This is a genomic window from Streptomyces sp. NPDC004126 (genome assembly GCF_050275515.1).
In the GTDB taxonomy this organism is placed as follows: domain Bacteria; phylum Actinomycetota; class Actinomycetes; order Streptomycetales; family Streptomycetaceae; genus Streptomyces.
In genome coordinates this window covers 152,477-172,969 of the sequence record NZ_JBNNPF010000014.1, presented here as the reverse complement: position 1 = coordinate 172,969, position 20,493 = coordinate 152,477, and the positions used below count along the sequence as shown (strand labels likewise).

Sequence of the window (20,493 nt, the reverse complement as noted above, 5' to 3'; positions counted from 1 at the left end):
TGGCCCGCGACTACGAAACCCTTCCCACCCGCTCCGAAGCTTTGGTGAACCTCGCCATGACCGACCTCATGGCCCGCCGCCTCACCGGCGAGAACCCCATCTCCTGGCGCGACCCGAAGAAAACCGCAGAACACCCGATTCCGGGATGAAACATCGGACGAAAACGACCTCTTAGCCTGTGGTTCATGACTCTGGATGCCGAACTGAAGGCTCTTGCCGTCCAAGAGGATCTGCCCGCCGACCTCGTGTGGCGTTTGCTCGGGCATCCGGAGGCCCGGCGCTCGGCGGCTCTTCTGCGCAAGGACCTGACTCCGGAGCTGATGGAGGAGATCATCAGGCTCGGCTCCGCCCGCACCCTCGCCGCCAACGGCTTCGTGCCCGCCGTGCACAGGGCCCGTTTCGCGGACAGTCCGGAGCCGCCGGTCCGGGCTGCGGTCGCGGCGAGCATCACCGACGAGCCGGCCGGAGTGCTGGAACGCCTGGCGGCCGATCGGGATCCGTCCGTGCGCTGGTTCCTCGCGATGAACGAGCATCTGCCGCCCGAGCTGTTGGCGGTACTGGCCGAGGATCCGGAGCCGAGCGTGCGGGCGTCGGTCGTCAGTCACTGCCGGAACGTACCCGAGCCGGTGCGACGGGCTCTGCTCACGGACTCCGATCCGGATGTCCGCAGGGATGCCGCTTCGGTGTATTCGCCGCCGGCGGACCTGCTGCCCGCTCTCCTCGCCGATCCACAGACCCGTGCCGTCGCCGTCAGGTACGCCGGTCCGTCCGCGGAGCTGGCCGCCGACCCGGATCCCTGGGTGCGCACGGCCGTGGCCGGCCATCCGGACCTGCCCGCCGAGCTGCGGGACCTGCTCACGGGTGACCCGGACGTCTTCGTACGGAACGAGATCGCGGCCCGCTCGGACACTCCCGCCACGCTGCGCGACAGCATCGTGGGCACCCTGACGACGGACAGCCCCGTCGCCGACTGGTTCCTGTCCTTCCGCCGGAACACCCACACCTGCCCTCCGCGTGCGCCGGCTCCGCCCGGGCTCACGCGAGAGCAGGCGGAAGCCCTCCTCGCCCGTGCCGGCCTGTAGACGTGCGTACGCACGCATGCATGTACGTACAGGCGTACGTACGCGACGAAGCGGACAGGTGGGCCGGTTCATGCGGCGCCGAGGAAGCCCGGGTCGGCGCCGTGGAACCGGAGGCACGAGTCGCGGCCGAGGCCCAGGAGTTCCGCCATGGGCACCGCGCGACGGCTGGTCGCCGGCAGGTCCTGGCGGGCCTCGGCCGACCACAGCGGCGGAAAGAACGACAGCCCCTGCCTCCCGTTCAGCGCGGAGACCTCACCGCGCCAGCCGTCCCACCGCAGGTCCCCGTACAACTCCGCCAGTCCCCCGGCGAGGATCCAGGACAGCCAGGCCGAGTGGCCGGCGCCCAGGGCCTCCCAGCCGAGGGCCTCGGGGGCGAAGTAGACGACCTCGCCCGGCTCGCCGGGCCGGCCGGCCGCACCGGGATCGCCGCCGTTGAGGGCGAAGACTCCGCCCAGCACATCGTGCGCGACCACCAGGCCCGCCCCCGGCCGCCATGCGGGGTCGAAGGCCGAGGGCATCGCGTTGACCTCGGCCAGGCCGGGCAGTCCCCCGGCGCCGGGGGCGCCCGGACTCCCGAAGACCCGCAGCCACCCGCTGTCCACGAGCAGCCCGCCGCAGTTCAGCACGATCCCGCCCAGGTTCGACCGGGCAGAGACCTGCAGCTGCCGCAGGCCGGCGCGCCCTGCCTCGGCATCAGCGGGCAGCACCTCGACGGGAACCCCGGTACCGGACAGCTCCTCAAGGAGGACCGGCCAGGCCGGATCATCGACGTCGACCAGCTCATGGATCTCGCGCATCCCCGCATCCTCGCACCACCTCCACGCGGTACAAGGGCGAGCCGCTGCTCCGGGAAGAGCGCGACTCCCTGCTCCGGGCCGCCGGACTCGGCCCGACTCACGTCACCGGTCGAGCACCTCCGTGTTCTGGCAGGCCACCAGGAGCCACTGCCCGTCCTCCTTCGCCATCACGTAGAGGGGGGTGCCCGCGTTCCCGATCGGCTCCCCTCCCAGCGTGAGGTACTGCGCGTGCGCCTTGACGGCGGCGACGTCGGGGCGGATGAACAGCACGTCCACCACGTCGTAGGTCGCGGTCGCGTCCGTCATGGCGCCCGGCAGCACCTGATGGGTGAAGGACGAGATCTCGTCGCGACCGGTCAGGCGCTTGCCGTGGCCCGTCGTCCAGATCGCGTCGGCCCGGAACAGGCCGACGAACTCCTCGGGCAGCTCGTTCTGCTGCGAATGTTCGAGTCTGGCGATCACCTTCCTGATCGCCTCGATCTCGGCCGCGCGCGTCCACTGGTCCATCTGCGTCGTCTCCATGCCGACCATCCTTGAACCTCAACCACACTTGAGATCAACCCCCCGGCCCCAAGGACGATGGGCGTCTACCATGCGGGGTGGACTCTCTGACACGACTCGTACCCCCGCCGCCCGAGCCCCTCGACGCCCGCGGGGACTGGTCGGCCGCCGAGCGGGAGCTCGGCGTACGGCTGCCGGAGGACTACAAGGCCCTCGTCGCGACGTACGGGTGGGGCGAGTTCTGCGACTTCCTCTACCTGCGCACGCCCTTCGGCGACAGCCCGTACAACGGCCTGAAGTGGCAGAGCGGAGACCCTTCGGCCCCTCCCCGATGGGACGGGCAGGCGCGCTACCCCTACCCGCTGCACCCCGAACCGGGCGGTCTCCTCATCTGGGGCACCACGATGGACGCGGACCGGCTGTGCTGGCCGACCGCCGGCGATCCGCGCAGCTGGCCCGTCGTGATCTGGAGCCGGGACGGCGACTACGAGACCATCCCCAAGAGCGCGGCCGAGTTCCTCGAAGGCTGGAGCAGCGCGCAGCTCCGGTCCGACCTCCTGGGCGGCATGGAGCCGGACCTCGCACCCTGGTTCACCACCTACCACCCCCGCACCTACCGGTGCCTGCGCCTGTCCGAAGGCCCCCTCCCCCACCCCGAGCGCCTGCGCGCACTCCGCGACGCCCTGGCCCCCACTGCCGACCGCGGATCCTGGCGGGCGGAGGACGGCCGGTCGGGGCAGGACCACTTCGCGACCGTCGACACCGACTGGCAGCTGACCTACGACATGGCCCGGCCCCACCAGATCCGCGTCGCCTACCCACCCCACGACCACGAGCGGGCCCGGCGGGACCTGACCACCGCCGTCCACCGCATGGGCTGCGACATCCTGGAAATCAGCGCGTCGGACGGGACCCCCTTGACCGCCTGGGGCTCGCCCACGGACGACTGCAACTGACGATGGGGCCGTGTGCGGGGGATTCCGGTGCGCGACAGGCCGCTGAAGGCCTGAACTCGTGCTTGTGCCCCGGCTCCCGGTCGCGTTCGATGGCCGTCTCGGGCCGTGGAACACGAGGCGTGGGTCGGCCTCCTCGCCCGTCGGGAGGGGAGCCACCTTGAAGACGCGCCAGAAGGACCGGGGGGTGCCCGATCCTGATGCCCCCTGGAACGAGATCACAGCAGGACTGTGGATGGGCGGCCACCACTGGACCGATGCCCTGGGCAACGCCCACGCTGCGGTCGTCGGCACCGAGTTCGGGCTGGTCATCAGCTTGTTCAGCCGTCCCGGCCACGGACCCGGCCCGGGTGTCGAGCACCTGCTCGCCGAGATGCCCGACGCCCCGCTCACGGCCGGGCAGATCCACACCGTCCAGCAGCTCGCCCGGACCGCCGCCCGAGCGGTCCGCGCCGGGCGCACCGTCTTGGTCCGGTGCCACTCCGGCTACAACCGCTCCGGCCTCGTCGTGGCCCACGCTCTCATCGAGCTGGGCTGGGAGACGGCGACAGCCGTCGAGACCATCCGGAAGGAACGGTCCCCCATGGCCCTGAACAACCGGATCTTCGAGGAGTACCTCACCACCGGGCTCGATGTCGCGCAGCTCCTCAGCAGCTTGGACGCGCCCGCCTGACCTGACTCCGGGGAGGCGCGGGAGGCCATCAGCCCGTCGCGGAGGGCTGCCGGGCGGCGAGGAGGGCCAGGCCTCGGGCCGTGGAGGCGGAGGTGGCGGGGTCGGGGGCGGGCTGGTAGACCACGAGTTGCTGGCCGGGGGACGCGGATACGTCGAAGGCCTGGTAGGCGAAGGTCAGGGGGCCGGCGTCGGGGTGGTGGAAGTGCTTGGTGTCCGAGGTCTTGCCCCGGACGGTGTGGGCGGTCCACAGGTGCGCGAAGTGCGCGCTCCGGGTGGTGAGGTCGCGGACGAGGTGGCGCAGGGGTGCGCTGTCGGGGGTCAGGCCCGCCGTGTGGCGGAGGTGGGCTGCGACGGCCTCTGCCGTGTCGGCCCACCGGGCGTGGAAGCGCTGTGCCGCGGGGTCCAGGAAGACCATGCGGGCCAGGTTGTCGGCCGGTGTGAAGGGTGCGTAGAGGGCTCGGGCCAGCGCGTTGGCGGCCAGGACGTCCAGGGTCCGGCTGATCACGAACGCGGGGGCCGCTGTGTAGCCGTCGAGCATCTGCCGCAGGAAGGGGCTGATCCGCCCGCGGTCCACGGGGGCGGGCGGTCCCGGCAGGGTGGTTCCGGCCAGCCGGTGCAGGTGGGTGCGGGCGTCGGGCTCCAGGTGCAGGGCGCCTGCGAGGGCGTCGAGGAGCTGTGGGGAGGGACGGCGCTCACGTCCCTGTTCGAGCCGGGTGTAGTAGTCGGCGCTCATGCGGGCCAGGAAGGCGACCTCTTCGCGGCGCAGCCCGCTGACCCTGCGCCTGCCGTGGCTGGGCACAGCGGCGTCTTCGGGGCTCAGTGCCGCGCGGCGGGCGCGCAGGAACTCCCCCAGCTGGTTGTCGGGCATGCGGTCAGGTTAGGCGGTCGGGAGGGGTGTTGCCTGGGTGCGGTGTACCCAGGCAACACCCGTCCTGGCAGGCGGGCTGCCGGCTGCCCAGACTCGATGACGCCGACCGGTCCGGTCCGGTCGGGCCATACCCCGTTGTCGAGAGGGAGACAGCCAATGACAGAGGCAGCAGCCAAGGTCGTCGCGATCACAGGTGCGAGCAGCGGCATCGGTGAGGCGACCGCCCGTCGTCTTGCGGACGACGGCCATCACGTGTTCCTCGGTGCCAGGCGGACCGACCGGCTCGACGCGCTGGTCCGCGGGATCACCGCGCACGGCGGGAGCGCGGCCTTCCGCGCCCTGGACGTCACCAGCGCGGCGGACGTGCACGCCTTCGTGGCGGCCGCCCGCGAGCGCTTCGGCCGGCTGGACGTGCTGGTCAACAACGCGGGCGTGATGCCGCTCTCGCCCCTGGCCGCGCTCCGGGTCGACGAGTGGGACCGGACCCTCGACGTGAACGTCCGCGGAGTGCTCCACGGGATCGCCGCCGCGCTGCCGGTGATGCGCGCCCAGGGCGGCGGTCACCTGGTGAACGTCGCCTCCGTCGGGGCCTACGAGGTCTCGCCGACGGCGGCCGTCTACTGCGCGAGCAAGTTCGCCGTCCGCGCGGTCTCCGAGGGGCTGCGCCAGGAGTGCGCCGACGGCCGCATCCGGGTCACCCTCGTCTCCCCCGGGGTGACCGAGTCCGAACTCGCCGACTCCATCGGCGACCCGACCGCCCGCGAAGCGATGAAGGCCTACCGGGCCGTGGCCCTGCCGGCCGCGGCCGTCGCCGACGGCATCGCGTACGCCGTCTCCCGGCCGGCGGGCGTCGACGTGAACGAACTCGTGATCCGTCCCGCCGCCAGCGCCCAGTGACGTACGAGGACCTGCCGCGCCGCTTGCGGCGGGTGCCGGAGGGTTCCGGGTCAGGCGGGCAGCCGGCGTACGGCCGTGACGACGGCGGCCGCGCCGTCCTCCACCGCCATGTGCCGCGCGGCGGCTCCGGCGGCCCGCGCGTACGACGGGTCCGACGTCGCGGCGGCCAGCGCGGCGGCCAGCCGTTCGGCGGTGAGGCCGCTGAACGGGATCGGGGCCGGGGCCGCGCCGATCGCCGCGAGCCGCTTGGCCCAGAAGGGCTGGTCCGCGGCGACCGGCACGGTGACGGACGGGATCCCGGCGCGCAGGGCGGCCGCCGCCGTGCCCGCGCCGGCGTGGTGCGCGACGGCGGCCAGCCGCGGGAACAGCAGGGCGTGCGGGACGTCGCCGATGGTCAGGACGTCATCGCCCTCGGCGGCGAGTCCGGCGCTGCCCGACTGCAGTACGCCGCGCAGCCCGGCCCGGCGCAGGGCCCGCACGGCGATCCCGCTCAGCCGCTCTCCCTCGCCGGCGGCCATGCTGCCGAAGCCGATCAGCACCGGTGGCGGTCCTGCCGCGAGGAAGTCGTCCAGCCGTGCGGGCAACCGGTGTTCCGCGTCGACGTGCGGCCACCAGCTGCCGGTCACCCTCAGGTGGGGCGGCCAGTCGCGGGGGCGGGGCAGCAGCGCGGTGCTGAAGCCGTGGAGTACGGGCCAGTCGTGCCGACGCCGGTGGCGGCGCATGTGCGCGGCGGGCAGTGGGGGCAGTTCCAGGCGTTCGCGCAGGCGTTTCGCGGCCGGGGTGAAGACCCGGTCGGTCATGTGCTGGGCGAGGTGTCCGGCGGTCCGGTTGCCGATGCGGCCCAGTGAGCGGGTTCCCGTCACGGTGGGCGGGAAGTCGCCGGTCGGGTGGGTGGGCTGCAGGTAGACGCCGAGGCCCGGTACGCCGGTGGCCTCGGTGACGTGCCGGCCGAGCGGTGCGGTGGTGGCCGACAGCAGCATCAGGTCCGTGCCGCCGCCCTGGAGGACGGCGTCGGCGAAGCCCTCCCCCAGGTCGGTGACGAACGCGGACGCGGCCCGCAGCAGTTCGCGGCTGTTCCGGACGCTGCCGTGCGCCCGGGGGTCGGCGGGCAGCGGACGGAACTCCAGGCCGGCCGCTGCGGCCAGGGGTGCGAACGATCCGGTGGCGGCCAGGGCGACCTCGTGTCCGGCCCGGCGCAGGGCGGTCCCGAGCCCGGTGTAGGGGGCGACGTCACCCCGTGAGCCGGCCGTGGCGATCAGGATCCTCATGTGTCCTCCTGTGCGGGGGTGCTGGTGGGTGCGTGCGTATGTGTGACCGGGTGACGTGTGACGGGTGACGTGTGACGGGTGACGGGATGGCGGGACGCGTTGGCGTGGATCGCCCGGGCCAGGTACCCGGCCAGGCCCGGCCGCTGTTGTGCGGCCGGAACGACGAGGGCGAAGGCACGCGGGTCCGCGGTGAAGTCGTCGGCGATACGGCCGTGCATGTCGGGCGGGCAGGGTGTGAACCAGCGGGTCACGTGGAGGCGGTGGGCCTCGGCGACGTCCATGGCCCGTTCTCCGGCGGCCGGTTCGCCGTCGTCGAAGACGCACAGGAGTTCCGTCCGCCAGGCAGCCGCCTCCCCCATCAGCTGCTCCCAGTCCTCCTTCGTGTGGGCCGCCGCACGCGCCATGGCCTCCCGGTGTCCCGCGGAGTCCTGCCATTTCCGCTGTGCGTCGGTGGCGTAGCTGAGGTCGAAGGTGATCTCCCCGAACACCTCGAAGCGCTCCTGCGGCGTCAGGGACACGCCGGTCTGCTGGACTTCGATCGCCCGCTCGGCCACCGCCGTGAGGCGCTGCAGCCGGGCGATCTCCTGCGCCAGCTGCCGCTGCCGGGTCCGCAGCTGCTCCAGCGCGTTGGCCTGCGGGTCGGTGAGGATCTCGGCGATCTCGTCGAGGGTGAAGCCGAGCGCGCGGTAGAAGAGGATCTGCTGGAGCCGCGCGAGGTCGGCGTCGTCGTAGCGGCGGTAGCCGGCCCGGCTGCGGTCTCCGGGTGACAGCAGTCCCGTCCGGTCGTAGTGGTGCAGCGTGCGTACGGTCACCCCGGCCAATGCCGAGACCTGACCCACGGTGTAGCCCATGGACCTGCCCTTTCGTTCGGCAACAGCCTCAAGCCTGACGTAGGGGGAGGGTCAACCGGCGTGGTCGTTCGATGCCGCCGCCCACGAGTGACGGGCCGCCTCCCGGCTGCCTCCAGGCCGCCTCCCGCCCGGTCAGAGGTCGAAGAGGGTTTCCTTCTGGGGGGCCGAGTCGGGTGCGAGGACGGTGCGAAGGAGGGTGATGCTCTGCCGCCACTTCCTGCCGTCGGGTCCGTCGCGCCAGTGTTCGGCGAGTTCGGAGTCCTCGGCGAGGACCCGGTCGAGCGCTTCGACGGCCAGCGGCTGAAGGGCGGCGGCGAAGGGCGGCAGCGGTTGTTCAGGCCCGTAGCCCGTGCTGATGCGTTCGCCGCCCGGGTACTGCGCCGCGACGAGGGCGGCGGCCCCGACCGCCTCCTGGCCGTGGTGGCTTTCGAGGAAGTCCGGGACCCGGACGGCACGGTCGAGGGTCGCCCGCACGAGCTCCTCCCGTTCGTCCGGGGCCGCCTCGTCCAAGGCGAGGGCGAAGTCGGCGGCCTGGTCGTTGTCGAACGGGCCGACGTCCCAAGTCCCCATCGCGACCTCCTCGTCCTGGACGCGGGGCGCCGATCATCGCATCAGGCACTGACAAACGGCTCGTGGGGGCTCTTCGACACCGCTGTGCCCAGCAGGCGGACGTCGTACTCGGTCCAGCAGTCGGAGATCTCGACGCCGACCTCGCTGCCGCAGCGGGCGCAGAGCAGGTTCGGTCCGCCCAGTCCGTCCCGTCGGCAGCACCCGTAGAGCCGGGACGGGTCCGTGTGGGGCCGCAGCAGCACACCGTCGAGCGGGTTGATGACCCAGGTGGCGGCCGCGCCCGCGGGAGCGTACGGATCCGGGTCGCCGGAGAAGGAGCCGACCGGCACGGTCGACGGGCCGTACGTGTAGTGCTCCCGGCCGCTCACCGGCGGCTGCGGCGTCCACTCGCGCTGCTCCAGCGGGTTCGACAGGGGTGCGGTGCACGACCGACACCTGAATACGACCAGCACCCCTGAGACCTCTCCCGTCCGAACCGCGTCCCTCGTCGTCATCCGAGTCATCCGAGTCATCCAACCACCCGGGCCCCCGCCCGGAAACCAGGCCCCGCACCGGGGCACGGCGTGGCGCGGCGGTGCCGAGTAGGGTCGGCCGGATGACAGAGCACCAGACCCTCGTGGTGAACGGCGTCCGGCTGGCGTACCAGGTGGCCGGGCCGCTCGGCGGCGACCCGCTGCTGCTGTTGCCGGCCCTGGGCGAGACCGCGGACGACTGGGCCGCCGTACGGGACGTGCTCGCGCGGGAGCGCCGGGTGTACGCCCTGGACCTGCGGGGTCACGGCCGCAGCGAGTGGGCCGGCGCGTATTCGCTGGAGCTGATGCGGGACGACGTGCTGGGTTTCCTGGACGCCGTCGGCCTGGACCGGGTGGACCTCGTCGGGCATTCGATGGGCGGCGTGGTCGCGTTCCTCGTGGCGCAGCACAGCCCGTGGCGTGTGGTCCAGCTGGTGCTGGAGGACGCGCCTGCGCCCCTCCCCCGCGAGCCGCGCGCTCCGGTGCGGCCCGAGGGGGAGCCGGCCTTCGACTGGGCGGTGGTGCCGGCGCTCCGGTCCCAGCTGGACCGCCCCGACCCGGCCTGGCTGGAGGGCCTCTCCCTGATCACGGCGCCGACCCTGGTGGTGGCGGGCGGGCCGGACAGCCACGTCCCGCAGGAGGCGCTCGCCGAGCTCGCCCGGCGGATCCCGGACGCCCGGCTGACGACGATCCCGGTCGGCCATCTGGTGCACGCCGCCGCCCCGGAGGAGTTCACCGAGGCGGTCACCGCCTTCCTGGCCGACGTACCGGACGGCGAGGTCGCCCGGCGCTGGCTCGCCGAGGACGGCATCACGCAGACCGGCCCCGACGCCTGGTTCGACGCAGAGCCGCCCGTGCGGACGCTCACCGGGGAGGACCTGTGCAACGACCTCGGTTCGATGGCGTTCACCGATGAGGCGCTCGATCCGGCGGGCAGGTTGCGGGTGGCGCTCGGGCTGATGGACCTGCTCGGCGGTCACTTCCTGGTGACCTGGCAGATCCATTCGGCGCACCGCGGGCCCGAGGGGCCGCTGCCGGCGGAGCAGCTCTGGGACGGCTACCGCCGCAGGCTGGAGGCCGTCCGGGAGTACCCGGCGATCGGCGATTCGCTCTGGTTCGACTGGTTCGAGGTCTGGCAGACCGCCGAGGAGGCCTTCGCCGAGGTCCTCGGCAACGACCGCGACCGGCTGGAGGCCGGCGCCCCGGAACCGCTGCTGCGCCGGGCGCGCCGGGTCCTGGAGGTTTCGGGTCCGGTGCCGTGGAAGGCCAAGGCCGCCACCTGCGAGGCGGCGGCGCGGGTGCCCGAGCTGCACCCGGCCGTCTTCAGGGCCCTGCTGAGGGGCTACCACGATGTGTACGGGCAGCTCGAACCGGAACCCGCGCTCGCCCTGCTGGACCGGCTGGAACTCCCCGCCGGCACCGAGCACCGGGCCGCGCTGGGCCGGGTGCTCGCCGCCGGGCACCGCAATCACCACCGCAGCCCCGAGGCGTGGAGCGGGGCGCGGCAGCGCCCGGTGGCGGGGGCGTGAGCCGCTGAGCCGGTCGGCCTTGCGGGGCAGGACTACGACCATGGCCGCAGGCCGGCTGGGCCCCGGGTCGGATCCGGACGTCCGGCGCCACGGCATAGCGTGCTGACCGACCGACCGGATCACGTTGGTCCGTTCGCCGAGGAGGAGTCATGAGCACCATCACGCCGGTATCACTGGTCACCGGCGCCAACCGCGGCATCGGCCTGGAGACCGCGCGCCAACTCGCCGCGCTGGGCCACACCGTCCTGCTGTGCACCCGCCGCCCGGAGGACGCCGAGCAGGCCGCCGCCGGCCTTGCCCCCGGAGTGTCCGGCACGCTGCTGCCGCGCCGGCTGGACGTGACCGAGGACGAGGACGTCCGCGCCCTCGCCCGCGACGTGGAGGCGGAGTTCGGGCGCCTCGACGTGCTCGTCAACAACGCGGCCGTCAACTACGACACCTCCCGCCGCGCCGTCTCCGTCGACCTCGACGAGGTCGAACACACGCTGCGGACCAACCTCTTCGGCCCGTGGCGGACCGCGCAGGCGTTCCTGCCGCTGCTGCGCCGCTCGCCCCACCCGCGCCTGGTGAACGTCTCCAGCGAGTCCGGATCCCTGGAGGGCATGTCGGGCGGGACCCCCGCCTACGGGGTCTCGAAGGCCGCCCTCAACGCCCTGACCCGCAAGCTCGCCGACGAAGTGCGCGCCGAGGGGATCCTCGTCAACGCCGTCTGCCCGGGCTGGATCGCGACGGACATGGGCGGGCCGGGCGGCGGCCCCGTGGAGGAGGGCGCCGCCGGCGTCGTCTGGGCCGCCACCCTCCCCGACTCCGGGCCCACCGGCGGCTTCTTCCGGGACGGGAAGCCGCTCGCCTGGTAGGCCCGCGTCCAGCCCGTCAGGCGACCCGGGCGGCAGGGGCCGGCGCCTCGGCGCGCCCGGCCCGCTGCAGCGGGGGTCGGGGATCGGACAGGAACGGCTCGCGACCTGGGTCTGCTCGGGCCGCTCGGGCCGCTCGGGCCGCCATCATGTTCGGATGGCCCACGACATAGTGTTCTTCCTCGCCCTCGACGACGAGGCCGCCGCTGCCACGTACCGGGGAGGCCCTGGTCCGGACTTCGAGTCGGTGACCTGCCGCTTCATCGAGCCGGACAGCGCCATCGCCGAATGGGACATGTTCTTCGCGGCGCCCTCGGCCGAGGCCCCGCCGCTCGCGCGACTCCACGGATGGGCGTGGCCGGAGTACGTCATCGCCCCCGTGAACGACGGCGTCGAGATATTCGCCCTGCCGAAGCGGCTGACCCTGGCGCTGGCCGATGCGAGTTCCGCCGAACTCGACGAGCTCGCGGGCCGCTGGGGCAGGCGGCTCCGGGCCGAGGACGGCGACGGGATGACCGACGACGACCTGCCGGCGGTCCTGCGGGGAGTTGCCCGGCTCGCGGTGTCCGCGGTGAGCGCGGGCGGGGGCCTCTACAGCTGGAGTTTCTGACCACCCGCCTTCGAGGGGTCGTCGGGCCGCTCTACCGTTCGGCGGGGCCGCCGGCCCCGGTGTCGAGTTCGTGGATCCGCTCCTTGAGCCGTTCTTCGGCCCAGTCCAGGCCGACGTTCAGGTCGAACCAGTGCCGGTCCCTGCGGGGCTCGGGCGGTGCCAGGTTGACCGCCGCCCAGGAGAAGACCCCGAGGAGGACGGAGCGGCCGTGCTGCGCCGTGCGCACGGACAGTGCGAACGGCGCGGCGAGGGCGGCGCGGGTGAGCAGCAGGGTCTGTCCGTTCTCGGAACGGCGCCCGGCCGTGAGGAAGCGGGGCGTTTCGAGGATCTTGACCCACTCGACCACCGCGTCCGAGACCTGGGCGCGCAAGGACTCTTCGATGCCGGTCCGGACGGCGGCCGCGGGGTCCTCGCCCAGCCAGCCGAGCCAGTGGTCGGGGCCGGTCAGCTTGCCGAAGTCGTCCTGCGGGACCCCGTGACGGGGGTTCTCCCGGTACTCCCCCGTCAGCTTGCCGCTGCCGTCCACCAGCCACGCGCCGCGGACCGCCTCGGGAGGGACGTAGCCGTTCGGGTCGTCGACGTACGCCCTGTCGATCTCGGCGACGCTGCCGCCGGGATTCGCGGCGGCCTCGGCCGGCAGCGCGGGATCGTCCGGTATGCCCTTGCGTCGGCTTCGTCGGCCGAAAAGCCCCACGTGCCCCCACCCCTCACCGTCGGCCGTCCAGTCGCCCCGATTCTGCCGCACGGCGGCGGTCGGGGGGCGGCACGGCGCTGCCCGGCAGGCCCGCTGACGTGTGCACGCTGTACTGTTCCGCTGATCTTTACGCGGCGGTAACAGGACTGCGGTGCGGGCGAGGGGCGGACGAAGGATGAGAACGCGTGGATCGGGCGGCGAGCCCCAGCGCTTGGCCGTCCTCGACGGCATACGGGTGCTGGCCGCGCTGGCCGTGCTCTTCTACCACTACACCGTGCTGGCCAGCGCGTGGGGCCGGTCGACCACCGACGTCTTCCCGGTCGCCCGCCGGTTCGCCGTCTACGGCTGGCTCGGCGTCGAGGTGTTCTTCCTCGTGAGCGGGTTCGTCATCTGCATGAGCGCCTGGGGCCGCAGCGTGGGCGACTTCGCGGTGTCCCGGGTGACCCGGCTCTTCCCCGCCTACTGGACGGCCGTCGTCTTCACCTCGCTGGTGCTGTTCGCGTGGCCCGAGGTTCGGTCGTTCGCGGGGTACACCGATGTCCTGGTGAACCTGTCGATGCTGCAGGGCGGCCTCGACGTCCCGGACATCGACGACGCGTACTGGACCCTCTTCGTGGAGCTCAAGTTCTACGTGCTGTTCGCGGTCGTCGTCATGCGCGGGCTGACCTACCGCAACTGCGTGCTCTTCTGCGGGGTCTGGACCCTGGCCGGGGCGGTGGCCCCCACCATCGACAACGCGGTGCTGTCCTTCCTCGCGATGCCGTCCTCGTCCCCGTACTTCATCGCCGGCATGGCCTTCCACCTCATGCGCCGGTTCGGGCCGAACGCCGTGCTGTGGGCCGTCGTCGGCGTGCAGTTCCTCCTCGCGCAGCACCACGTGACCGCACGGATGGTCTCCAGCCTCGGCCAGTCGGCCGCGGAGCAGACTCCCTTCTGGCCGGCCCGCGCGATCGTCCTGATCGGCTTCGCGGTCATGGCCGCCCTCGCGCTCGGCACCCTGGACGGCATCCGGTGGCGCTGGCTCCGCCACGCGGGCGCGGTCACCTACCCCCTCTACCTGATCCACATGATGGTGGGGCTGACGGTCATCCACCACTTCCGCGACCGCGTCGCTCCCGTGCCCCTCGCCCTCGCCACCACGGCCGGGATGCTGGTGGTGGCCTGGGTGATCCACCGCTTCGTCGAACGCCCGCTGGGGCGGCGGCTGGGCGCCGGACTGCGCCGCGGGATCGAGGACATCCGGGCGGGGACCCCGCCCCGGCCCGTCCTCCACCGGGTGCCCGCGCAGCCCCTCGCGCCCGAGGCGGAACGGATCCCCACCCGCGGCCACTGAGCCCGAGCCCTCACTCCAGGAAGAGGGCTGCCAGGCGGGGCAGTCTGCGGCCCATTTCGTCGTCGTCGTCGAAATCGAAGTCCCAGGCGGGGTCGAGCTCCGGGTGGCGGATGGTGACGGAGCCCGCCGGGAGCCGGTCACCGGTCGCCGAGAGGTGCGCGTTCGAGGCGATGCCCAGCACGTCCTCGCCCTCCAGTTCCGTGCCGTCCTCCGCGCAGGCCCGGACGACGGGCAGTTCCGCCAGGGCGTCGGGGTCGGCGACCACGCGCTCGAAGACGTCGCGGCCCTGGGCGATCAGCCAGCCGCGGAAGTAGTCGAAGCCGTCGTCGGAGCAACCGCCGTTGGCGAGGTAGGCCGCGGCCCACAGGGGCTGCGTGTAGGAGTCGGCCATCAGGTCCCACAGCGCCTGCTCGGCGGCGACGATCTCCTCGACCGGCCGGGAGGCCAGCAGCGCGGTCGCCTCGCGCGCGACCGCCTCGCCCTCTGCCGGGTCGCCGTCTACCGCCTCGCCGTCTGCCGGGTCGCCGTCTGCCGGGTCGGATGCCTGATTGCGGGCCGCCTCGATGAGCTGCCAGAACTGCTGCTTGTCCATGGGTCAGAGCCTGCCACCCGGCACTGACAACGGACATCGGGCCGCTTCCGGGGCTGCGGGCCGCGGGCTGCGGGCCGCGGCCCCGCACGCCGTCACTTTATGATCTCGCTCCATGACCTTACGTTGCGTCCTGATCGGCTACGGCCGGATGGGGCAGTTGCATGCGAAGAAGTGGCGCGCCCTCGGGGTGGACGTCGTCGGCGTGGTCGATCCGCGGGCCGGTGAGCGGGCCGCGGCGGACGGGCTGCCCGTCGTCGGCTCCGTGGCGGAGGCGTTCGGTGCGGCTCCGGACCTGTGGGACGTGTGCGTGCCCACCGCGGCCCACGCCACCGTGCTCGGCACGGTCTGCGCCCTCGACCGGGACGCCGACCTGATCGTGGAGAAGCCGCTGTGCGCGCCGGCGGACGTGTCCCGCGTACGCGGTGTCCTCGCCGGGCACCGGGGCCGGGTGGTGGTGGGCGAGAACTACCACTCCTCGCATGTGGCCACCGCCGTCGCGCGGGCCGCCGCGCGGCTGGGGCTGACGGTGCGGCAGGTGGTGGTGGAGATGAGCAAGCACCGCGGTGCGGACGTGCGGGCGGGCCGCTTCGAGGACGAGTCCCTGGGCGCCCTCGGGTACGAAGGACCGCACCTGCTCGCCGTCCTCGCGGACTTCGGCGCCGCGGCCGGCACCGGGGTCTGGCCGGCCGGGGAGGCGGAGGTCGCCTTCCACGGGGAGCAGGATGCGGAAGACGGCCCGCCACGGTACGGCGTCGACATCCGGTACACCACCGCGCAGGGCCTGGACGTGGCCCTCGCCACCTCGGTCGCGGGCCGCATCAGCCACCCGCTCGGCCCGCACGCCCCGCGTCGGCGGCCGCTGCCCGTCGAGGACCGGACGACCCGGCACCGGGTGCTGGGCGTGCTGGGCACCGACCCCCGCGGCGACGCCTGGGAACTCGTCGGCACCTTCGAACCCGTCGCCGCCCTCCCGCGCGGCACGGCAACCGTCGCCGTCCGCCGCGCCGCCGCCGACGCCGTCACCGGCACCGCCGCCGGCGCCTGGCGGCCGGTGCGCACCCTCGCAGACGACAGCCTCGCCCGGCACCTCGCCCGGACCGTCGCCCACTTCACCGGGGGCGGGGACAACCCCGCGCCGCCCGACCGCGCCCTGGAACACCTCGCCCTGCTCCACGGCTGGTCCCGGCCCCGGTCCTCCCTCCTACTCCAAGGAACGACGCCATGACCTCCTCCCTCTCCCTGCCCGCCGGGATCGGCATGTCCCGCGTGCACGTCTACTCCAGCCAGGCGCCCGACGGGCAGTGCGGCGGCACCCCCCACATGCACCTGGCCTGCAGCGAGCTGTACGTCGCCCTCGAAGGGCGCGGCGCGGCCGAGTTCCTCACCCCCGACGGCGTCCGCCGCGTCGACCTGAACCCGGGCGACGCGGTGCAGTTCACGCCGGGGACCGTCCACCGGCTCATCACCGGTCCCGAGGACTCCCTGCGCATCCTGGTGGTGATGGAGAACGGCCACGTCAACGAGGAGGGCGACGTCGTCTTCACCTTCGCCGACTCCGACCTGGCCGATCCGGACCGGTACGCGCGGCTCGCCGCGGCGGACACGCCGGACGAGGCCCGCGCCCGCAGGGACCGTGCCGTACGGGGCTACACGGAGCTCGTCGAGGCCTGGCAGGCCTCACCGGCGCTGGGGCTGGAGCGGCTCCGTGCCTTCCACGGGCGCGCGGTCGGCCTGGTGCGCGGGCGCGCGGTGGCCTGGCCCCGGCTGATCGAGGAGGGTCCCGCCAGGATGCTGGCCGAGCTCACCGCCCGGGCGCGGGCCGTCGCCGCGGGCGACACCGGCCACCTCGAACGGGCGACCGTGACGCCGCTGCCCGCTCCCCGCCCCGAATCGATGGTCCCCCGCATGTGCGGCACCCTGTGGCCCTACCGCCCCTGACGCCGGTCCGCCGGTCCGCCGATCGTCCGGGCGGGCTGCGGCGTGCCCGGTGCGTCGGGGCGGGCCGGTTGTGGTGGGGTGGGGCGCGGAACAGAACGACCGCCGACCCGGGGCCGCCCATGTCCACAGCCATCACCGTCGCGCTGATCGCCGCCGCCCTCGTCGGCGGCCTGCTGGCGAACCACTTGCGGCGCCGTCATCACGCCGGGGAGCCGGGCGCGGACGCCGACGAGGCGTCGGTCAGCGATCTGGTCAGCCCGCTCGAAACGCTGGCCGTGCTGCTGGTCGCGTTCGTGATCGTCGTCGCGGCCGAGTCGTACGGTGAGGCCGGCGACGCGGTGGGCGCGGAGGCGCACCGGGTGGACCAGCTGTACGAGGTGGCGGACTACGCGCCCGAGCCCCAGCGCGAGCGGATGCAGGCGGCCGCGGTCTGCTACTCGCGCGCGATCATGACGTACGAGTGGCCCAGGATGGAGGCTTCGGGGACCAAGGCCCCCGAGGCGTCCGTCTGGTCGACCGACTTCCGCCGGCACTTCAAGGAGCTGGCCCACAAGGACGACAGCAGCTTCGCGCTGCTGGTGGAGGCGGACGACCAGCGGTCCGTGGCCCGGCAGGCCCGGCTGTCGGAGGCGAGTCCGGCGATCCCGGCGGTCGTGTACTGGTTCATGGTGCTGTCCCTCGCCGCGACCATCGGCGCCTTCGCCTTCGGGCTGCCGCGCAAGCGCGGGCCGGCGCACTTCGTGCTGCTGTTCGTGCTGGCGGGGCTGTTCACGGGGTCGCTGCTGCTGATCGAGGACATCGACAGGCCGTTCTCCGGAGCGATCAAGATCACCAGCGCGGCGATGGCGGACACGGCCGAGGACATCGGCGAGGACTACACCGTGGACCACCCGGGGCTCGCCCTGCCCTGCGACGAACACGGCGTCAGGACCCGCGTCCAGGCCGTCCAGGGGCTTGGACGGTGAGGTCTGCGCGTGGCGGTGACCTGGGGTGCCACGTCGGGCATCCACCCAACTCGCCCGTGATACCCGGCTGACAGATCGTCCCGGAGCTGCCTATGATGCCGCCGATGAAGAACTCCTCCTTTCTCGGATTGGGGGAATCGTCCGCGCAAGGTGAGTGCTGATGGCAGCTCACCTCGCGGAACCGGTTCCCGCCCGCCTGTTGATGTGGCAGCGCGTACGCGAGTACGCCGTGCCACCGTCCATGATCGAAATCGCGACCGCCCGCCGTGCGAACGGTGACTGGGCGGGAGCCTGCGCCGTCGCCCGGGTCGACGTCGACATCGATCTGCGCGCCGTGCGCCTCCGCCACGGCACCGACCTCGTCACCCGCCTCCGCGCGGACCTGCGCCGGCTCGCGCCGGACCTGCTGCGCTGGCACATGCCCCGGATCGCCCCCGACGGGCGGCTCCGGCCCGGCCTGACCGTGTCGCTGGCCCGGTACGGGGACCCCGGCGGCGCGGCACCGCACCTCGTCGTGCGGACGCCGCCGGCCTGGGCGGACGCGGGCCAGCGGATGTCCCTGGCGCTCTGGGAGGAATCCCGGGCGGACGCTCCCGGGCACCATCCGCACCCCCACCCCGACCGGCGCTTCCGGCTCGACCTGCACCGCCACCTCTGGGACGGCACCCGCAGCGCCGAACTGGCGCAGCGGTGCGGCGCGGACCCCGCCGGCCGCCGGGCGGCGGAGGCGGAGCTGCTGCTGCGGGCCGAGGGCCGCTCCCGCGGGGCCCTGACCGTACGGCTCGGCACGCGCAGCCGTGCCGTGCTCGAACTCTTCGCCCCCGACGACAGCCACGCCCCCGCGCTCCGGCCGGTACGGGAAGCGCTGTCGCCGCAGCGGATCGCGGAGCTCCCGGTGCTGCCGGAGGCCGCGGCGCGGACCCTTCCGGACCTGGAACTCCTGCGCGCCGGGCTGTTCCGCGCGGAACGGCTCCACCCGCTGGTCGCGGCGGCACTGCCGCCGTTCCCGCCGCCGGCCGCCGGACCCGGTCCGGACGCGGGCCCGGACCACGGGGCCGCGGACCCGCACCGGGTCGAGTGCCTGGGGCGGGAGCACCGGATCGCGCTGCGGGACGGGGTCCTCGCGGCCGTCGACCACGACCCGGCCCAGCTGGCCCGTGAGGAACTCCTCATGGCGCTGGGCGGGCCGGGGCTGCCCTGCCTGCGGGCGATCGACGCGGTGCACCACAGCCCCGAGGCGCTGCCCGCCGTCCGCGAGCGGCTCCGCCACGGTGACGTGACCGGGGCCCTGGCGGTGGTCGAGGGGCTGCTCGGCCCGGGCGCGGTCCTGCGCGAGGGGCCCCTGCGGGACGCCCTGGAGGACGCGGTGGCCGGCCGCCTCGGTCACGGGCTCTTCCGCTCGGGTCTGGTACCCGTCCACCCCGCGGCGGACGTGGCGGAGGAGGAGGGCCGCCGGCCACGGCCCGACCGCCGTCTGCCCCAGGAGCTGCGCCGCAAGCGCGGCAGCCGTACCCGGCCCCGGACCGGTCTGCCCGCCTGAAGGCCCCGTCGCACCCCGCACCGTACGCCTCTCGACCACGACGGGTCTCCCGTACCCGTACCCGTACCCGTATCCACGAACAGACCACCCAGGTGATGCCCATGACTTCCAGCACCCTCCTCTCCGTACCCGTACCTGTCGGCGTCCCCGTCGGCGCCCCCGTACCGCCGGCGGACGACCGGCCCCAGCTCGGCCTCGCCGAAGACCTCCTGACGCTCCTGCGCACGACCACCACCGAGCCGCGCCCCGACGAGCAGTTGGAGGCGCTGGCCCTCTCCGTCGCGGCGGACCTGCCCGTACTCCTGTGGGGTGAGCCCGGCATCGGCAAGACCGCCGCGCTGACCCAGCTCGCCGCCTCCCTCGACCTGCCCCTGACCACGGTGATCGCCAGCGTCCACGAGCCGACCGACTTCTCCGGCCTGCCCGTCCTGGGCGAGGACCCGGCGGTGAACGGGGTGCCCATGGCCCCGCCGCAGTGGGCCGTGGAACTGGTGCGCGCCGGACGGGGCCTGCTCTTCCTGGACGAGCTGTCCACCGCCACCCCGGCCGTGCAGGCCGCGCTGCTGCGCGTGGTCCTGGAGCGGCGGGTCGGGGCACTGCAACTGCCCCCCGGCGTGCGGATCGTGGCCGCCGCCAATCCCCGCGCGTCGGCCGCCGACGGCTGGGAGCTGAGCCCGCCGCTGGCGAACCGGTTCGTGCACCTGTACTGGGTGCACGACCGGGAGGTGGTGGTGCGCGGTCTCGGCGGGGTCTGGCCGCGCGCGGAGCTGCCCCGGCTGGACGCGGCCGCCCTGCCGGACGCGGTGGCGTTCGCCCGCCGCGCGGTGTGCGGGTTCCTGAACACCCGGCCGACGCTGATCCACCGGCTGCCGACCACCGAGACCCGGCGCGGCGGTGCCTGGCCCTCGCCCCGCAGCTGGGAGGCCGCGATGACGCTGCTGGCCTTCGGCACGGCCGCCTCCGTGTCCCGGGACGTGCTGGCGCTGCTGGTCCGGGGTGCGGTCGGGGACGGGCCCGGCCTCGAACTGCTCGCCCACATCGACCGGATGGAGCTGCCCGATCCGGACGTGCTGCTGGCCGACCCCGCCGCCGCCGAACTGCCCGGGCGCGGCGACCTGCGCCAGGCCACGCTGGAGGCGGTGGTGGCCGCCGTCGGCGCGCGCCCGGAGCGGGATCGCTGGGAGGCGGCCTGGAAGGTGCTGGTCCGGGCCTTGGAGACCGGTGCGCCGGATCTGCTGGTCGGCCCGGCGAAGGCGCTGGCCGCGCTGCGGCGCGACGGGTGGGAGGTGCCGGACGCGGTGGAACGCCTCTCCCCGGTGATCGGCCTCGCCCGGCGGGCGGAGGACTCGGTGGCCCGGACCCCGGGGGCCCGGACCGCCGCGGCCGCCGGCACCGGGAACGCGGCGGGCGGGTGCGCGTGACCGGGGCCGCGCGGCAGCCGAAGCCGCGCCCGGTGCCCGCGCGGG

General features: G+C 73.9%; 22 protein-coding genes and 1 pseudogene. 14 read left to right on the top strand and 9 right to left on the bottom strand.

Annotation, left to right across the window (positions count from 1 at the left end; genetic code table 11):
* Positions 1-149, top strand: a pseudogene (locus ACQKM2_RS16310) (IS5 family transposase); the annotation flags it as partial.
* 36 nt (positions 150-185) lie between these two features.
* Positions 186-1,082, top strand: coding sequence for a hypothetical protein (locus ACQKM2_RS16305; RefSeq protein ID WP_427710248.1), 897 nt, complete (start codon positions 186-188; stop codon positions 1,080-1,082).
* A gap of 68 nt (positions 1,083-1,150) precedes the next feature.
* On the opposite strand, the gene ACQKM2_RS16300 is transcribed toward ACQKM2_RS16305, so the two are convergent.
* Both ACQKM2_RS16300 and ACQKM2_RS16295 read right to left on the bottom strand, forming a co-directional pair.
* Positions 1,151-1,879, bottom strand: a complete 729-nt coding sequence (locus ACQKM2_RS16300; protein ID WP_427710246.1) for a DUF2625 family protein — start codon at positions 1,877-1,879, stop codon at positions 1,151-1,153.
* Positions 1,880-1,981: 102 nt separating this feature from the next.
* Complete coding sequence (locus tag ACQKM2_RS16295; protein ID WP_427710244.1) at positions 1,982-2,410, bottom strand: SgcJ/EcaC family oxidoreductase; 429 nt, start codon at positions 2,408-2,410, stop codon at positions 1,982-1,984.
* A gap of 68 nt (positions 2,411-2,478) precedes the next feature.
* Here ACQKM2_RS16295 and ACQKM2_RS16290 point away from each other — a divergent pair, with 68 nt between their 5' ends.
* Together ACQKM2_RS16290 and ACQKM2_RS16285 are read left to right on the top strand one after the other, a co-directional pair.
* Complete coding sequence (locus ACQKM2_RS16290; RefSeq protein WP_427710242.1) at positions 2,479-3,336, top strand: SMI1/KNR4 family protein; 858 nt, start codon at positions 2,479-2,481, stop codon at positions 3,334-3,336.
* Between the two features lie 184 nt (positions 3,337-3,520).
* Positions 3,521-4,006 carry a protein phosphatase gene (locus ACQKM2_RS16285; protein ID WP_427710240.1) on the top strand — a complete coding sequence of 162 codons (486 nt, stop codon included), beginning with the start codon at positions 3,521-3,523 and terminating at the stop codon, positions 4,004-4,006.
* Between the two features lie 28 nt (positions 4,007-4,034).
* Here ACQKM2_RS16285 and ACQKM2_RS16280 read toward each other — a convergent pair whose 3' ends face one another.
* On the bottom strand, positions 4,035-4,874 hold the full coding sequence (locus ACQKM2_RS16280; protein ID WP_427710238.1) for a helix-turn-helix transcriptional regulator: 840 nt from the start codon (positions 4,872-4,874) through the stop codon (positions 4,035-4,037).
* 156 nt (positions 4,875-5,030) lie between these two features.
* Here ACQKM2_RS16280 and ACQKM2_RS16275 point away from each other — a divergent pair, with 156 nt between their 5' ends.
* A complete protein-coding gene (locus ACQKM2_RS16275) occupies positions 5,031-5,771 on the top strand; it encodes an SDR family oxidoreductase (RefSeq protein WP_427710236.1) in 741 nt (246 codons plus the stop codon).
* Positions 5,772-5,821: 50 nt separating this feature from the next.
* Here the strand turns inward: ACQKM2_RS16275 and ACQKM2_RS16270 are convergent, their stop codons facing one another.
* The 4 genes from ACQKM2_RS16270 to ACQKM2_RS16255 form a co-directional block, all read right to left on the bottom strand.
* Positions 5,822-7,039, bottom strand: a complete 1,218-nt coding sequence (locus ACQKM2_RS16270; RefSeq protein WP_427710234.1) for a glycosyltransferase — start codon at positions 7,037-7,039, stop codon at positions 5,822-5,824.
* Positions 7,036-7,890, bottom strand: coding sequence for a MerR family transcriptional regulator (locus ACQKM2_RS16265; protein ID WP_427710232.1), 855 nt, complete (start codon positions 7,888-7,890; stop codon positions 7,036-7,038). The genes ACQKM2_RS16270 and ACQKM2_RS16265 overlap by 4 nt, the downstream gene beginning before the upstream one ends.
* 132 nt (positions 7,891-8,022) lie before the next feature.
* Positions 8,023-8,460 carry a DUF4259 domain-containing protein gene (locus tag ACQKM2_RS16260; RefSeq protein ID WP_427710231.1) on the bottom strand — a complete coding sequence of 146 codons (438 nt, stop codon included), beginning with the start codon at positions 8,458-8,460 and terminating at the stop codon, positions 8,023-8,025.
* A 41-nt stretch (positions 8,461-8,501) separates the two neighbouring features.
* Entirely contained in the window at positions 8,502-8,912 is a 411-nt protein-coding gene (locus ACQKM2_RS16255) for a hypothetical protein (protein ID WP_427710229.1), read from the bottom strand.
* A gap of 143 nt (positions 8,913-9,055) precedes the next feature.
* Between ACQKM2_RS16255 and ACQKM2_RS16250 the strand changes: the two genes are divergently transcribed.
* The 3 genes from ACQKM2_RS16250 to ACQKM2_RS16240 all read left to right on the top strand — a co-directional run bounded on the left by ACQKM2_RS16250 (position 9,056) and on the right by ACQKM2_RS16240 (position 11,965).
* On the top strand, positions 9,056-10,501 hold the full coding sequence (locus ACQKM2_RS16250) for an alpha/beta fold hydrolase (RefSeq protein WP_427710227.1): 1,446 nt from the start codon (positions 9,056-9,058) through the stop codon (positions 10,499-10,501).
* Positions 10,502-10,650: 149 nt separating this feature from the next.
* Complete coding sequence (locus ACQKM2_RS16245) at positions 10,651-11,358, top strand: SDR family oxidoreductase (protein WP_427710225.1); 708 nt, start codon at positions 10,651-10,653, stop codon at positions 11,356-11,358.
* Positions 11,359-11,512: 154 nt separating this feature from the next.
* Positions 11,513-11,965 (top strand): hypothetical protein, encoded by a 453-nt coding sequence (locus tag ACQKM2_RS16240; protein WP_427710224.1) that lies wholly within the window; start codon positions 11,513-11,515, stop codon positions 11,963-11,965.
* Between the two features lie 31 nt (positions 11,966-11,996).
* Here ACQKM2_RS16240 and ACQKM2_RS16235 read toward each other — a convergent pair whose 3' ends face one another.
* A complete protein-coding gene (locus tag ACQKM2_RS16235; RefSeq protein ID WP_427710222.1) occupies positions 11,997-12,659 on the bottom strand; it encodes a hypothetical protein in 663 nt (220 codons plus the stop codon).
* Between the two features lie 175 nt (positions 12,660-12,834).
* Here ACQKM2_RS16235 and ACQKM2_RS16230 point away from each other — a divergent pair, with 175 nt between their 5' ends.
* Positions 12,835-13,992, top strand: coding sequence for an acyltransferase family protein (locus ACQKM2_RS16230; RefSeq protein ID WP_427710221.1), 1,158 nt, complete (start codon positions 12,835-12,837; stop codon positions 13,990-13,992).
* A gap of 10 nt (positions 13,993-14,002) precedes the next feature.
* Here ACQKM2_RS16230 and ACQKM2_RS16225 read toward each other — a convergent pair whose 3' ends face one another.
* Positions 14,003-14,584: a DUF4240 domain-containing protein gene (locus ACQKM2_RS16225; RefSeq protein WP_427710219.1), complete on the bottom strand. Its 582-nt coding sequence runs from the start codon at positions 14,582-14,584 to the stop codon at positions 14,003-14,005.
* A 112-nt stretch (positions 14,585-14,696) separates the two neighbouring features.
* Here ACQKM2_RS16225 and ACQKM2_RS16220 point away from each other — a divergent pair, with 112 nt between their 5' ends.
* From ACQKM2_RS16220 to ACQKM2_RS16200, 5 genes are all read left to right on the top strand, one after another.
* Positions 14,697-15,809, top strand: a complete 1,113-nt coding sequence (locus ACQKM2_RS16220; protein ID WP_427710217.1) for a Gfo/Idh/MocA family oxidoreductase — start codon at positions 14,697-14,699, stop codon at positions 15,807-15,809.
* Positions 15,806-16,522 (top strand): cupin domain-containing protein, encoded by a 717-nt coding sequence (locus tag ACQKM2_RS16215; RefSeq protein WP_427710215.1) that lies wholly within the window; start codon positions 15,806-15,808, stop codon positions 16,520-16,522. Before ACQKM2_RS16220 ends, ACQKM2_RS16215 begins: the two co-directional genes overlap by 4 nt.
* Before the next feature lie 119 nt (positions 16,523-16,641).
* The gene (locus ACQKM2_RS16210; protein ID WP_427710213.1) at positions 16,642-17,487 is read left to right on the top strand and encodes a hypothetical protein; all 846 of its coding nucleotides are present in this window, start codon (positions 16,642-16,644) and stop codon (positions 17,485-17,487) included.
* A 160-nt stretch (positions 17,488-17,647) separates the two neighbouring features.
* Positions 17,648-19,027, top strand: a complete 1,380-nt coding sequence (locus ACQKM2_RS16205; protein WP_427710211.1) for a hypothetical protein — start codon at positions 17,648-17,650, stop codon at positions 19,025-19,027.
* Between the two features lie 101 nt (positions 19,028-19,128).
* The gene (locus tag ACQKM2_RS16200; protein WP_427710209.1) at positions 19,129-20,448 is read left to right on the top strand and encodes an AAA family ATPase; all 1,320 of its coding nucleotides are present in this window, start codon (positions 19,129-19,131) and stop codon (positions 20,446-20,448) included.
* Positions 20,449-20,493: the final 45 nt, after the last annotated feature.

Excerpts from the sequence above, each read along its gene's own strand:
- ACQKM2_RS16200 (WP_427710209.1), top strand. The coding sequence starts at position 19,129 with ATGACTTCCAGCACCCTCCTCTCCGTACCCGTACCTGTCGGCGTCCCC.
- ACQKM2_RS16280 (WP_427710238.1), bottom strand. The coding sequence starts at position 4,874 with ATGCCCGACAACCAGCTGGGGGAGTTCCTGCGCGCCCGCCGCGCGGCA.
- ACQKM2_RS16240 (WP_427710224.1), top strand. The coding sequence starts at position 11,513 with ATGGCCCACGACATAGTGTTCTTCCTCGCCCTCGACGACGAGGCCGCC.
- ACQKM2_RS16205 (WP_427710211.1), top strand. The coding sequence starts at position 17,648 with ATGGCAGCTCACCTCGCGGAACCGGTTCCCGCCCGCCTGTTGATGTGG.
- ACQKM2_RS16250 (WP_427710227.1), top strand. The coding sequence starts at position 9,056 with ATGACAGAGCACCAGACCCTCGTGGTGAACGGCGTCCGGCTGGCGTAC.
- ACQKM2_RS16295 (WP_427710244.1), bottom strand. The coding sequence starts at position 2,410 with ATGGTCGGCATGGAGACGACGCAGATGGACCAGTGGACGCGCGCGGCC.
- ACQKM2_RS16220 (WP_427710217.1), top strand. The coding sequence starts at position 14,697 with ATGACCTTACGTTGCGTCCTGATCGGCTACGGCCGGATGGGGCAGTTG.
- ACQKM2_RS16270 (WP_427710234.1), bottom strand. The coding sequence starts at position 7,039 with ATGAGGATCCTGATCGCCACGGCCGGCTCACGGGGTGACGTCGCCCCC.
- ACQKM2_RS16260 (WP_427710231.1), bottom strand. The coding sequence starts at position 8,460 with ATGGGGACTTGGGACGTCGGCCCGTTCGACAACGACCAGGCCGCCGAC.
- ACQKM2_RS16300 (WP_427710246.1), bottom strand. The coding sequence starts at position 1,879 with ATGCGCGAGATCCATGAGCTGGTCGACGTCGATGATCCGGCCTGGCCG.
- ACQKM2_RS16215 (WP_427710215.1), top strand. The coding sequence starts at position 15,806 with ATGACCTCCTCCCTCTCCCTGCCCGCCGGGATCGGCATGTCCCGCGTG.
- ACQKM2_RS16210 (WP_427710213.1), top strand. The coding sequence starts at position 16,642 with ATGTCCACAGCCATCACCGTCGCGCTGATCGCCGCCGCCCTCGTCGGC.
- ACQKM2_RS16230 (WP_427710221.1), top strand. The coding sequence starts at position 12,835 with ATGAGAACGCGTGGATCGGGCGGCGAGCCCCAGCGCTTGGCCGTCCTC.
- ACQKM2_RS16225 (WP_427710219.1), bottom strand. The coding sequence starts at position 14,584 with ATGGACAAGCAGCAGTTCTGGCAGCTCATCGAGGCGGCCCGCAATCAG.
- ACQKM2_RS16305 (WP_427710248.1), top strand. The coding sequence starts at position 186 with ATGACTCTGGATGCCGAACTGAAGGCTCTTGCCGTCCAAGAGGATCTG.
- ACQKM2_RS16245 (WP_427710225.1), top strand. The coding sequence starts at position 10,651 with ATGAGCACCATCACGCCGGTATCACTGGTCACCGGCGCCAACCGCGGC.
- ACQKM2_RS16265 (WP_427710232.1), bottom strand. The coding sequence starts at position 7,890 with ATGGGCTACACCGTGGGTCAGGTCTCGGCATTGGCCGGGGTGACCGTA.
- ACQKM2_RS16275 (WP_427710236.1), top strand. The coding sequence starts at position 5,031 with ATGACAGAGGCAGCAGCCAAGGTCGTCGCGATCACAGGTGCGAGCAGC.